This window comes from Viridibacillus sp. FSL E2-0187 (assembly GCF_038006425.1).
Classification (GTDB): domain Bacteria; phylum Bacillota; class Bacilli; order Bacillales_A; family Planococcaceae; genus Viridibacillus; species Viridibacillus arvi.
On sequence record NZ_JBBOVG010000001.1, the window covers coordinates 2,636,536 to 2,650,442 of the forward strand.

Below are 13,907 nucleotides of genomic sequence, written 5' to 3' on the forward strand. Positions count from 1 at the left end.
CACACTGATTAAAAGAAGGAGATTCTATGAAAAAACAGCAACAAAATAATACAAAGGCTCTGCTTGCGCTGGCAGTGACTGCTTTTGCCATTGGGACAACAGAATTTATAAGCGTTGGTTTACTACCAATGATTGCGGCCGATTTACAAACTTCACTTCAAGTAACGGGTTTGACCGTGTCTATTTATGCGATTGGTGTAATGATAGGGGCGCCTGTACTGACATCTCTACTAGCCCATATTCCTCGAAAGAAACTATTACTAGGGATTATGCTTATTTTCATCATCGGCAATAGTATAGCCATGTTCTCTACAACTATCGGCATATTACTTGTAGCGAGACTAGTTTCTGCTTTAGCGCATGGTGTATTTATGTCAATTGGATCTACAATTGCTGCTAGTCTTGTACCAGCAAATCGTCGAGCAAGTGCGATAGCGATTATGTTCACTGGATTAACTGTTGCTACAATAACAGGTGTTCCTTTCGGTACATTAATTGGACAACAATTCGGATGGCGCATGGCATTTGCATTTATAGTCGTTATTGGCATTCTCGCACTAATTGCCAATATGGTTTTGATACCTTCTTCTATCCAAAAAGGTACCAAAATCGGTTTTGGTGAACAACTTAAGTTAGTAAAAAACGGTCGATTATTGCTAGTGTTCATCATTACTGCACTAGGTTACGGTGGTACATTTGTCGTCTTTACGTATCTATCACCATTATTGCAAGAAGTGAGTGGTTTTTCGGCAAAAACCGTGACTCTAATTATTTTATTCTATGGTGTTACAGTTGCCATTGGTAATACTATTGGTGGTAAACTAGCTAATAACAATCCAATTCGTGCATTATTTTATATGTTCGTGATTCAAGCGATTGTGTTATTTGTTCTTTACTTTACCGTACCATTTAAAATAGCTGGTCTAATTACGATTTTATTTATGGGGCTCTTTGCATTTATGAATGTCCCAGGGCTTCAAACTTATGTCGTGATATTGGCTGAGCGTTTTGTCCCTAGCGCTGTAGATGTCGCTTCTGCAATTAATATAGCTGCTTTCAATGCTGGAATTGCAATTGGATCATATGCAGGAGGCGTTATCGCCAAGTCAATGGGATTAATCCATACAACATGGATTGCAGGAATTATGGTAACAGGAGCTGTCATTTTAGCAGCAATCTGTGTCAAACAAGAAAAAACTGAGGAGAGTGTTCAAAATGAACTTACAAACAACAACATTAAATAATGGAATCAAAATGCCAGTCTTAGGCTACGGTGTTTTCCGTGTAGAAAATGGTGCAGAACTTGCAGAAGCTGTTAAAACAGCTATAAAAAAAGGCTACCGTAGTATTGATACTGCACAAATTTATGGCAATGAAGAAATGGTAGGACAAGGTATTAAAGAGGCAATTGCTGAGGGTTTAGTTACTCGTGAGGAATTATTTATCACATCAAAAGTTTGGAATGCTGGCTTAAATTATGAAGCTGCACTTGCTGCATACGATGACAGTTTATCAAAAATGGGATTAGATTATTTAGATTTATACTTAATCCACTGGCCTGGTCATGATCAATATTTGGATGCATATAAAGCACTTGAAACGATCTATAAAGAAGGTCGAGTTCGTTCAATCGGCGTAAGTAACTTCCAAGTTCACCACTTAGAAAATTTACTTAAAGAAACTGAAATCAAACCAGTTATCAATCAAATTGAATTCCACCCACGTCTTACACAACAAGAGGTGCGTAATTATTGCACGGAGCACGATATCCAAGTTGAAGCATGGTCTCCACTAATGAACGGTGAACTGTTAAAAGATGAAACTATACAAAGTATTGCTGCTAAACATAACAAAACAGCTGCTCAAATCGTCTTAAAATGGGATTTACAACATCAAGTTGTAACAATTCCAAAAACAATGACTGAGTCACGTATGGAAGAAAATATTAATGTCTTTGACTTTGAACTAACTACTGAAGAAATGGCTCAAATTGATGCATTAAATGAGAATTTCCGCTGTGGTCCAAACCCAGATGAATTTAACTTTTAATATAGGTTAATCATATATAACCCCAGACGAGTATTTATGCTCATCTGGGGTTATTTTATTTAAAAACAATAAGGCTATTGATTTTATTTTTATTTATTACTAATCAAATTATTTTCTTCCACTATTCCCTATTCAATCTAACTAGAAATCCCCTATATACTAGTACTGAAATTTGACTCTTAACGTCGCACTAATTGTTATTTGTCCTTGTTCAATTGGGGTGGAGATATTCTGCTCAGCCAAGGCAACAGTTTTATATAATACAGGTCCCGCATTACTCTCTTCTACAATCTCTATCGGTTGTGGAAGCATCGGTAATCTCATGGTCTCGGCTATTGTTCTTGCTTTCATTTGGGCATCATGGAGAGCTATACTTAGTGCTTGTTGATAATAAAATTCTCCATTTTCAATTTTAAACTGAAGTCCTGAAACGCGATTTGCACCATTTTTTACGGCTGTATCAATGACAGTGCCCACTTGACTTGTATCTTTTACTTTAACAGTAAGAGCATTAGTCACTTCATAACCTCTAAAAACCTGTTTTCCTTCGATGTAATCATAGTTTGGCACAATATTATAGGCAGCAGTTTGAATATTCTCCCTTGGAATGTTGAATGACAAAATGGATTGTATTACACGATTCATGATATTCGCATTTTCCTGTTGTGCTTTGCTTACATCTTTTCCTTCTGTGATTACTTCTAATTGAAGTTCCACATAACTTGGTTGAACGGCAATTTTCCCGTTACCCGTGACGGTGATAACGCGAAATGAGTTACATGATAGCTGATGAGCATTTGGATTAAACATAGAATTCCACCTTCCGTTTAGTTCATATTATTAATCCTATGCATTGTACATTGAAAACTTGTTAATAGAAGTCAAATAGATAATTTAAAGTAGGTTCTAATAATCACTTAAGAAGTAAAAAAGGCCATTGAATAGTCCCTATCAAATGGCCTTTTAGAATCGATATACAATTAAAATTCATCATATTCTATACTAAATCTCTCAACATTATCATTTTCTAATTTAAAGAATGTATCTTGAGATACTTCTAGTTTTAAAGCTTGGTTTTTCTCTAAATTGTTGTATACTCCTCTTAATATTCTACCTGTTAACCCATGTGAGACAGCGATAACTTTCTCACGACCTTCTACACTCTTTAGCCAATCTGTTACTCGTTCCTCAACAGAAGCATAACTTTCCCCATTAGGTGAATTAAAATACCAATTGTAGTGATCTGTATGCATTAGAAGCTCTGGCCATTTTTCTTCAATTTCTTTCATTGTTAAACCAGCCCAGCAACCTACGGATACTTCACTTAAGCGATCATCCGTCTCTACTTTTGCCTCATCTAATCCTAATGTATTACAGATAATCTCAGTACTTTGCATAGCTCTTCCTAATGGGCTTGAAATAATTGCCCACTCTTTTGGGTCTTGAATATACATCTTTAACAATCTAGCAATACTTTTTACTTGTGCAATTCCATCATTTGTTAATGGTGAATCCAGTTCTCCTTGATACCTACCTTGCGAATTAAAAACAGTTTCTCCATGTCTGAGTAAATAAATCGTTTGAGTCAATGTATGGCCACCCCTTAGCTATAATAAATGTCAGTTTTAATTAATATACTACTAAATAGTTCTATTATTTGGAAGAACCTTTCTCTTTCCCGTATTTCATAAATATACTTCTCTATAATTTACGACTATCTTTAAATCAGTTTGCTAATGAATTTAACATCTTAAATTGATATTAACCTAATTAACTGAGTTCAACCTATTGACAATATATTAGACAATTCGTATTATTTAGCAAACTAATGCAATCATTGTTTTTATATAGCATTTCCTATTTTTTTATATGAAACTGGTAATTCAATGGTTAATAACTAGAAACGAGTTGAAGTGCTTAAATGAAAAAGGTTCACTATAGCTGGATTATTCTAGCGGTTACATTCTTCTCTATTATTGTTGCAGGTATCATCAGGTCCTCATCAGGTGTTTTCATAGATCCTTTTGAGATTGAGTTTGGCTGGAGTCGCCCTGCCATTTCCTTTGCCTTCGCAGTGAGCCTATTTCTATATGGCTTCTCGGGACCTTTTATGGCAGCTTTTGTAGAGGTTTTTGGCTTGAAACGAATGATGCTCTATTCAATGCTAACATTGTCTACTGGTCTTGCATTGACTTTCGTTATGCAAACACAATGGCAATTAATACTGATTTGGGGCGTCATGATCGGGGTTGGTTCTGGTTTATTCTTAACCGTATTAAGTACACAAATTGCGAATCGCTGGTTTGTGAAGCAGCGAGGACTCGCAGTTGGCATTTTAACAGCCAGTACAGCAACTGGACAATTAATATTATTGCCGGTTTTAGCTACAATAATCGACCAATATTCTTGGCGTTATGCTACCGGACTTATCTTCATTCTTAGTATATTAATCTTATTATTAATCCTGCTGGTTATGAAAGACTTCCCTCAAGACAAGGGACTTCTACCGTATGGGCAGGAGAATAATGATCAATCTGCTGAACAACCTACTCTTCAGCAAAATCCATTTAAATTAGCACTAGGTACGCTTATGGAAGGCTTGAGACTAAAAGAATTTTGGCTTCTTGCAGGAAGTTTCTTCATCTGTGGTTTATCTACTAGCGGTCTAATTGGAACTCATTTCATCTCTTATTGCATTGGGTTTGGAATTCCTGTTGTAACAGCGGCGGCCATGCTCTCATTTATGGGGGTTTTCGACTTAGTAGGAACAACATTATCAGGCTGGTTATCAGATCGAATTGATAATCGTTGGCTGCTATTTTGGTATTACGCACTGCGAGGAATATCCTTACTGTTTTTACCGTTTGCATTAGCTCAAGGTTCATATGTATGGCTAGTTATTTTTTCTATTTTCTATGGTTTAGATTGGATTGCCACTGTCCCACCTACTATTGGATTAGCAAGAAGGGAATTTGGGCTTAAGAAAAGCACCTTGATGTATGGCTGGATCATGGCTGCTCATCAGGTTGGAGCTGGCGTTGCAGCGTTTGGTGGTGGAGTTATTTTCAAAGTATTTGGCTCCTATCAATGGGCTTTCATTTTAGCTGGTAGCATGTGTGTGTTAGCTAGTTCATTCGTCATCATGTTGAAAAAACATCAACCTAAATTAGAAGTGATATAACCCTTTTTACAGCATCTGTTTTCATATTTCGATTAAAATTCAATGCTTACAAAAGTGTTTTAAAAGGATAGAGACTGTCTCTAAGATAAAGACAAATAAAAAAAGCATCTTTTGATATTAAATTCTGGTATTCCAAAAATTTAATTCGTAGGTGCTTTTTCAATGATTACAAGTGTAAGTTATCCATCCAAAGTGAAAAGGTATGTTCTCTACGATAACTGTATTGATTGCAATTTAGTAACATATCTATAGTTTAAGAGCATCCCCCCAATTTAAAGCTATCAGGGGGATACATTTTATTAATTGGTTAACCTAACATGAAATTCATAATTTTGCTGCAGATTGGCATTAAATCACTTGGCAATATCAACAATTCTATCTTCTGTAGTTGGGGTGATTTCTTTTAGTGAAGTTAACTGCTCTGCTAAGTTTTCCCAATCTGAAAGCCCTAAATCTGTTACTCGACCTTCTGCATATGCTTTGGCAAAAATGTCGTAGCCGTCTCCACCCTTGGCAGTAAAGGCATTAGTTGCTACTGTGTAGTTTTCACCGTCTTGAATTGCAATATAATTGCCGCTTGCATCTTTGTATTTAATGGAAACTACACGTTGGCCAACTGGCTTACTTGAGTCAAATTCTACTTTAGCACCAGATACATGAAGGAAGCCACCGCTTTCTGCCGGATATTCTTTAAAACTCGTTTCGAATCCTAGTTTTAAATCAGCACCTGTTAAAGTCATTGTTGCTAATGTATTACCAAATGGTAGTACTGTAATCACTTCGCCGACAGTAATTTCACCTGCATCAATACCAGCTCGAATACCACCTCCGTTTTGAAGCGCCATAATAACATCTTTATTCTTAGTCTTAGCTTTACTTAGCATACCGTCAGTAATGATGTTACCAAGTGCAGTTTCATTGCTACGTACACTAATCTTATCAGTTGCTGAATTATCTTTTCTTGGGTTATCTAGTTCACTTTTTGCTACTGCTCCGATAGCTTTACTGTTTACTTCTGCAACTTTATCAGAATATGGTTTTAATATGGCAACCGCTTCTGGATCGTCTGTTAAAGTTTTTAATGCAATTAGCTCGCCATCAGATTTCACTACTGTACCTTTAGTATCAAACTCTACATCCAACGTACCTAAAAAATCGCTATATTGATATGCTTGGACGATAACAGTTGGATCTTTTTTCTGCTTATTGATATCTTGATCTACAATAACTGGTTTCTTTAATTCTGTATGGCTATGTCCGCCAACGATGACGTCAATGCCTTTTACAGTTGCAGCTAATGTTAAATCATTGTCTACCGCTGCATTATCATCATATCCAATATGTGAAAGCGCAATAATTTTATCAACGCCTTGACCTTCAAAGGCTTTTACTGCTTTTTCAGCCTCTGTAATGTAATTTTCAAACGCTATACTTCCAGGACTCGCAATATCTACTGTTTCTTCAGTTGTTAATCCGAAAATCCCAACCTTTTCACCATTTATTTCTTTAACAATTCCATTGTAAATCTTTCCTTTTTCAGGCTCACTTGAAATTAAATCTGTAAAGAGACCTGTAAAACGCGCATCTGCTGAGAAATTTACGTTAGCACTAATGAATGGGAAGTTTGCTCCTTTAATGAAGTCTGCTAATGCTTGATGCCCTTCTGGACTTGACCCTAAATCGAACTCGTGATTTCCAAAAGTCATAGCATCATAGCCCATTAAATTCATCAGTTTTAAGTCTGCTTGTCCTCTGAATTCATTGAAATAAAGTGTTCCACTAAATACATCACCTGCGTCTAGTAATAATGCATCTGGATTTTTAGCTCTAATATTTTTGATGGCAGTTGTTCTTTTTGCTGCATTGTCTAAATGAGCATGCGTATCATTCGTGTGCATGATTGATAATGCAAAGTTCTTCTCTACACCATCAATTACATTAATTTCTTTGCCATCCGGAGTTGTGATTTTACCGTTCGCAATTGTAGAATCTTTATACCAAACGTTTTTATATTGAATGACGCCTGCATTTAACTTTTCACCATTAAATAATTTTCCATTATAAATTGCTAAACCTACATTTAACTTACCTTTTACAAAGTAACGACCTGTTTTTTCTGCAATACCTGTAAATGGTTTTCCTTGGACATAATAAGTACGTTTTGCTCCATCGCCATACCATCCTGTGCTGAGTTTACCTTTTTTAAAGTATCGACCTGAATTAGCACCGATTCCTGTTAATGGTTTTCCCTTCACATAATAGATTTGAGCACTATCTTTTCCATACCATCCTGTTGCTACCTTACCATTTTTATAATAGGTATTGCTTTTTACCCCTGTAAAAGCCTTACCCTTTGAATAATAGACACCTTTGTATTTAGCAGTGCCCTTCTTACCGTTTTTATAATAAATACCGCCTTTTAATCCTGTATAAAGTTTGCCATCTTTGTAAAGTTTACTATTAAATTGCTTATATCCTTTTACAGTTTTACCTGTTTTTTTAACTACTAATTTACTATTAGAAACTTGATATTTTGAAGAAGCAGCATCTACTGATTCCGACGTAGCAAGAGATCCTATTAAAACTGTTGCTCCTAATATTATTGATGCAGCTGGTTTTACAAATTTATAATTATGTTTCGCCATTTAAACATCCCCTTAAATTATCCTTATATTGGTTTTGTACAATCCAAAATAGATGACTCTACCTTCTATCATTATATATAAAATCGTATAATTCTGTTACCTAAAATACATAATATTCTTAAATTTTTATCAATTTTACATTTCTCCACAAAATATGACCTATCATTTAGCAACTTTGTTCAATAAGTTCACACATAAGTTACTAAATAGCATCACCTTAGTAGGTTATTATTTTAGTAATTCGCGACATAGTATTTTTTCTTAAAACATTACTTAACTGCTCCATTTAGGAAAACAAGACTCTTCTGTTGGTTATCTAGATACACTCGATATAATAATGAATTATCCTCGAGGAACAATTGCAATATTGGATAAAGCAGGTCGCAATTTACAAATTTAACAATCAAAACTTTTTAATACTTTAGTAAATGAATAGTTGGAAAGAGTTGAAGAGGCTATTTGATAAAAATTATTGGTGAAGTACGTCAAGCTTCTGAATTAATAGAATTACTTTAACGAGAATGTCACTTAAAGAGTTAAATTTCGTTCTATTTCATGTAACGAGACAAGTTAATCCAATAAGATTAAGTTATAATTTGTTTTATAAATACTGTTTTAGGAAGTGGTCTAAATTTTTTATGCAATTGTTTTGTTTATACTTGCAGGATTAGCTGAAATTGGCGGAGGCTATTTGATATGGCTATGGTTAAGAGAAGGTAAACCATATTATTGGGGGATAGGTGGAGGAATAGCCTTAGCCTTATACGGTGTTATTGCTACATTTCAATCGTTTCCTTCGTTCGGCAGAGTGTATGCTGCCTACGGAGGAGTATTTATCGTTCTTTCTGTCCTGTGGGGATGGGGAATTGATAAAAAAGCACCTGATTTATACGATTGGGTAGGCGCAGGGATATGCTTAGTTGGCGTAGCAGTAATGTTATTAGCACCACGTCAATAATAAATAATGCCTGCACATAGCTTATTCAAGTAACTTGGACTTTACTAGAATAAGCTAAAGCGACCTACATAGACATTTTAAGGAGTAGTATGACAGCGTATGTAGAATCAAACTACCAAAAATATCTTAAAAATTTTTATTATATACGAATATAAGCGAAAATAAACAACCAGTCGCAGGCATAATACCGACAACTGGTTGTTTATTTTAGGTGATCTAACCTTCTCTTTCATTTGTAAATACAACTGCTGTAATCGGTTCTAATAGACGCCTGTTTATAAAATAAATCATCGCGTTTTAATTCACTTTTGGAATTTGTCGATATCCGCATTTAATTCTTACAATTGTCCCTTCTTCATCTCTTTTAAAACGCAGTATTATATTCGAGTCTTTTATGTTAACTAAAAAGGTATCTTCAGCAATTGGCTTAATAATCGTTTGAATTCCATCTACATTTATATGAAGTTTTCCTGCTTCAACATGAAGTTTCACTTTTGATCCTTCACCAGATACAAATTCACCCTCAAATTCATTTAACTTTTCAGCTGATATTTCAATTTCCTTCATGCTAAAATGACAATCATGTATAGACCTACCTAGTTGTTCTGCAAATGCACAATATAATAGTTGTGTAGAAGGGACTCCCGCTAAGTTAGTAAATGATACACCTGCTAAACCTAATTCTGGAATCATATTCAACTGAGCAGCTACTCCTTTTATAGAGCCTCCATGTTCTATCAATCGATAGCCAAAATAGTCCGGTGTTATCATTAAACCGTAACCGTAATATTTCTCATGATCACATTGGATATAAGGTGTTGTCATTAATTCAACGCTCTCTGGTGTCAGTATTTGTACTGAACCTACTTTCCCGTTGTTTCTAAAGATTTCTGAATATTTAACCATATCATTTATAGTAGATTTCAAGAATCCTGCTGCACGCATAGCTGGAGCATCCCATGGATTATTGGATTCAAACACAATCGTTTCTTCATCTTTTTTTCGTGAATTATAAAGTGTTGCAACATCCTCGTGTCCTTTTAATTCTTCATAATGAAATACACTTTGGTGCATACCTGCTGGTTCTAAAATATATTCTTTCATATACTGTTCGTAACTGATTCCACTGACTCGTTCGATAATAGTGCCTAATAGGGCATAACAATCATTTGAATAGCTAAACTCTGTACCTGGAGCACCTAGTAATGTGAAATCTGCATTCGCTATATCTTTCATTAGTTCCTCATATGTTTCAATAGAAGGTATCTTTGATAAATCCATGTCTGGCTTTCCCTCTTCTTCAAATGTTGGATCCAGTAACATACTCGTACGCATTGCACCTATTAATGCAGGTAAAGGCGGTATTCCTGCAGAATGAGTCATAAAGTGATGAATTGTCATTTGTTTCGTATAATCTTCATTATTAGTTTTGAATTCTGGTAAATATTTCACAACAGCATCGTGTACAGACAGTTTTCCAGCCTCTTGCAGCTGGAGAATAGCTACACAAGTAAATGATTTCGTTACTGAACCGATTCCAAATACAGTATCAGAAGATAGAGGAAGCTCCTTTTCTATATTTCGATAACCAAAATCGTTTTCATAAAATAATTGACCGTCCTTCGCTAAGCCCATTGCAAAGCCTGGAATTTGATATTTCTTAGTCATCTCACCGGCATACTGATCGAATTCCTTCATCATTGTTTCTTGTTTCATATTGTCCATCTCTCCATTTCCGAATTTTCATATTTTTTAAACAAAAAAATATATCTATTAAAATTTATCTCTAAAATACTTGTAACAGTTAAATCTAAACATTCGTTTTATCACTTAAAGATTCGAAGGAAATTCCCTCCTAATAACTCTTCAATCTCATTTCTTTTATAGCCTCGATTTAAAAGACCTTCGATAAATAGAGGCATCTCTTGATGACCTGAAATGACATCGAATGGCTTACGTGGTATATTCGCCAAATCTGCTGGTGACATATATTTAATTAAATCCTCACAAAGATCTAACCCGATTCCAACATGCTGAATACCTGCAACTTTTACTAGATGATCGACATGATTGATGAGATACTCTATATTACAATTAGCATCATCATCAGCAACTAGTAAGCTTGCTGCATTTACTCCAATCACACCATTTTTTGAAGCTATGGCTAGAATCTGTTCATCCGTAAGATTTCGCATCGTCGAACAAAGTGAGCGAGCATTTGAATGTGAGGCAATGATTGGTTTGTTGCTTATTTCCATCACATCCCAGAATCCTTCATCATTCAAATGAGAGACATCAATTGTTATTCCAAGTTTCTCAGCTTCTTCAATCACTTTGACTCCAAAACTTGTGATGCCACCTTTTCTTCCTTCACGAAATGGCTGAAAGAAACTCCCATCCCCTACGGCATTTCTTCTACTCCAAACTAACCCAAGATTCCGTACACCTAATTCGTAAAATACTCTTAATAGACTAAGGTCCGTTCCTAATGGCTCTGCTCCTTCTATAGACAATAAGAATCCGATTTTCCCCAATTGTTTAGCACGTTCCATATCCTCTCCGTTATAGCAAATCATCAATTTTTCTGGAGATTCTTGTACCTCTTCATATAAGTAACTTATCTGACTCAATGCTTTTCGAAGGCCCATTTCCGGAAGAAAACTACTGTCAACATATAGAGCAGCTACTATGATGTTTACTCCGCCTACTACTAAACGTTCATAATAATCCGTTTCAATAATCTTTCTTCTGCCTTTTTCACGTTGAATCTGTACATCAGATAATATATCAGAATGCCCGTCAATAACTAACGGACTATTCTGATTTTTTTGATTATAAAACTGATTCTCCATTCTTCTCATCCTCCAATAATTATTGGTTTATTTTCCGTAAAGTATATTTCTGTTAATTACTGTTCAAAGAATTGAGTTAAACTAACAAATCTATTTTGTCATAAGCTCTTTACTTATTGAAAAATATTAAGAGAATAAACATCATTTATCTACAATCGTTTATTTGAATTGTTTTTTGAGGGACTAATGCCCAATTTTAATGATTTATGACTTCAAAGAAATCTTATTGCTTTTCGTAACTGTTTTCTTTTCTACTAGGTACGATTCAAGTACTTCACGGTTTATTTCATAACCTATACCAGGACTATCTGGTATCGTAATCATGCCATTTTTGACAATGACCTCTGGCTCAATGATATCCTTTTCCCAGTATCTATCTGAAGATGCTGTATCACCTGGTAAAACAAATTGAGAAAGGCTTGTTAGCGCAATATTATGAGCGCGACCAATTCCAGATTCAAGCATTCCTCCGCACCAAACAGGGATTCCTTTCTCAAGACAATAGTTGTGAATTTTTAACGATTCGGTTAATCCTCCAACACGACCGATTTTAATATTAATAATCTTACAACTACCTAACTCTATAGCTTTTCTAGCATCTTCTAATGAATGAATACTTTCATCTAAACAAATGGGAGTAGATAACTGTGCTTGTAATTTTGCATGATCAATAATGTCATCATGCGCTAACGGCTGTTCAATCATCATTAAATCTAATTCATCAAGTCTTTTTAACAGTTCTATATCCTTCAACGTATAAGCTGAATTTGCATCTGCCATCATATCCAAATTAGGAAAATATTGTCTAACTTCTTTCAAAACGTCATAATCCCAACCTGGCTTTATTTTAATTTTGATCCGTTTATAACCTTCATCTACATGATTACTTATAATTTCTAAAAGCTCTTTTACAGATGATTGAATGCCTATACTAATTCCAACTTCTATTTGCTTCTTTTCGCCTCCAAGGGCATTCGCTAATGTTTGATTGCTACGTTTCGCAAATAAATCCCAAACCGCTCCCTCTAATGCAGATTTTGCCATATTATTTCTACGAATAGATCTAAACCTTTCTGACACTTCTTGTGGATGTGCGATAGGATCATTTATTAGCAAGGGTATAAGAATATCTGTCATCATGTGTTCATTCGTTTTGACAGTCTCCTCACTATACCAAGGACTTGCAAAAGCGACGGATTCACCAAAACCTGAGTGTCCATGTTCATCTACCATTTCGATGACAAAAAATTCTCTCTCCTGAAATGTACCAAAGCTTGTGGTAAATGGTTCTTTTAATTTCATTACGAGTCGATGTAGGCTTACTTCTTGAATATCAATTGGACTATAGGTCATGGTTTTCCCTCCTCATTTTCGACTAAAGCTAAACTATTACGTTTTCGAAACACATAATAGCTCACTTTTTCTTTTGAATTACGTCTTACATCCACTGCTACATAGTCATTTAAACACAATTCTTGGAACCATTTCCTCGTTTTATAGCGCCATTCTAGCGCAAGATTTGGCTGTTGCTGCTTCATTTGTTGGAAATTCTCAGGGATTGGAATCAATACCACATCTTTATCTTTTATTAGCTCTGTCTCGGTTCTAATAATCGGAAACTGACTCTTATCGAGCTCTGTTTCAATCAATGGTTCATAGCTTTGTTTTTTATCATTCTTTTGTTCACTTTGAATGTGATCACTACAAATCCACCACTCTACTAAAAATCTGTCAGTAGGAATTCCTTTATTCAGAGGATCTTCCATCACCCCGTAATGATCTTCCAAGTAGGAGGCCGCAATGCCTTTTAACTTATGTAGATTCAAGTACGCGTTAACGCTTTCTAAAGGGTCGTATGTCCACACAATCAATGAATAGCCCATTTTAAGCGCACATTCCTTCTGAGCAGCTTTTAATTTTTCTCCTAATCCACCCTTTTGATAAGCTGGTAAAACACCGAGCATATGAGAACATAAATATGCTTTGCCATTCTTAAATCCTGGGAAGCTATATTGATAGCCTACTAATTCATCATTATCATAAGCGCCTAGTATCATTCCACCATTCTTAGATGCTGTATACGTTTGGTGTATTGGTGTAACTGGCAAGTTCCAAACCTGTTCTTCAATAAGCTGTGTGGCTCTTATCTCTTCGATATCTACTAACTTTTTAATCTGCAACATTCTACACCTCGCCTATTTCTCAATATAAGCATCAACAGA

At 35.3% G+C, this 13,907-nt stretch carries 11 protein-coding genes; 4 read left to right on the forward strand and 7 right to left on the reverse strand.

The features are described from left to right. The first annotated feature begins 26 nt into the window (after positions 1 to 26). Both MHH85_RS12940 and MHH85_RS12945 read left to right on the forward strand, forming a co-directional pair. Positions 27 to 1,244: an MFS transporter gene (locus MHH85_RS12940; protein ID WP_340707396.1), complete on the forward strand. Its 1,218-nt coding sequence runs from the start codon at positions 27 to 29 to the stop codon at positions 1,242 to 1,244. Beyond that, positions 1,216 to 2,049, forward strand: coding sequence for an aldo/keto reductase (locus tag MHH85_RS12945; RefSeq protein WP_340707397.1), 834 nt, complete (start codon positions 1,216 to 1,218; stop codon positions 2,047 to 2,049). Before MHH85_RS12940 ends, MHH85_RS12945 begins: the two co-directional genes overlap by 29 nt. A 159-nt stretch (positions 2,050 to 2,208) precedes the next feature. Here the strand turns inward: MHH85_RS12945 and MHH85_RS12950 are convergent, their stop codons facing one another. Then, positions 2,209 to 2,859 (reverse strand): SIMPL domain-containing protein, encoded by a 651-nt coding sequence (locus MHH85_RS12950; protein ID WP_340707398.1) that lies wholly within the window; start codon positions 2,857 to 2,859, stop codon positions 2,209 to 2,211. A gap of 170 nt (positions 2,860 to 3,029) precedes the next feature. Continuing rightward, entirely contained in the window at positions 3,030 to 3,638 is a 609-nt protein-coding gene (locus MHH85_RS12955) for a histidine phosphatase family protein (RefSeq protein ID WP_340707399.1), read from the reverse strand. 332 nt (positions 3,639 to 3,970) lie between these two features. Between MHH85_RS12955 and MHH85_RS12960 the strand changes: the two genes are divergently transcribed. Beyond that, positions 3,971 to 5,230, forward strand: coding sequence for an MFS transporter (locus tag MHH85_RS12960; RefSeq protein WP_340707400.1), 1,260 nt, complete (start codon positions 3,971 to 3,973; stop codon positions 5,228 to 5,230). 353 nt (positions 5,231 to 5,583) lie between these two features. Here MHH85_RS12960 and MHH85_RS12965 read toward each other — a convergent pair whose 3' ends face one another. Then, entirely contained in the window at positions 5,584 to 7,875 is a 2,292-nt protein-coding gene (locus MHH85_RS12965; RefSeq protein ID WP_227752021.1) for a bifunctional metallophosphatase/5'-nucleotidase, read from the reverse strand. A 631-nt stretch (positions 7,876 to 8,506) separates the two neighbouring features. Here MHH85_RS12965 and MHH85_RS12970 point away from each other — a divergent pair. Further along, positions 8,507 to 8,833 carry a YnfA family protein gene (locus tag MHH85_RS12970; RefSeq protein ID WP_340708169.1) on the forward strand — a complete coding sequence of 109 codons (327 nt, stop codon included), beginning with the start codon at positions 8,507 to 8,509 and terminating at the stop codon, positions 8,831 to 8,833. A 297-nt stretch (positions 8,834 to 9,130) separates the two neighbouring features. On the opposite strand, the gene MHH85_RS12975 is transcribed toward MHH85_RS12970, so the two are convergent. The 4 genes from MHH85_RS12975 to MHH85_RS12990 all read right to left on the reverse strand — a co-directional run bounded on the left by MHH85_RS12975 (position 9,131) and on the right by MHH85_RS12990 (position 13,868). Beyond that, a complete protein-coding gene (locus MHH85_RS12975; protein WP_340707401.1) occupies positions 9,131 to 10,549 on the reverse strand; it encodes a serine hydrolase domain-containing protein in 1,419 nt (472 codons plus the stop codon). Positions 10,550 to 10,659: 110 nt separating this feature from the next. Further along, the gene (locus tag MHH85_RS12980) at positions 10,660 to 11,685 is read right to left on the reverse strand and encodes a dipeptidase (RefSeq protein WP_340707402.1); all 1,026 of its coding nucleotides are present in this window, start codon (positions 11,683 to 11,685) and stop codon (positions 10,660 to 10,662) included. 204 nt (positions 11,686 to 11,889) lie between these two features. Next, positions 11,890 to 13,038, reverse strand: coding sequence for an o-succinylbenzoate synthase (gene menC / locus MHH85_RS12985; RefSeq protein WP_340707403.1), 1,149 nt, complete (start codon positions 13,036 to 13,038; stop codon positions 11,890 to 11,892). After that, positions 13,035 to 13,868 (reverse strand): GNAT family N-acetyltransferase, encoded by an 834-nt coding sequence (locus MHH85_RS12990; RefSeq protein WP_340707404.1) that lies wholly within the window; start codon positions 13,866 to 13,868, stop codon positions 13,035 to 13,037. The genes menC and MHH85_RS12990 overlap by 4 nt, the downstream gene beginning before the upstream one ends. Between the last annotated feature and the right edge of the window lie 39 nt (positions 13,869 to 13,907).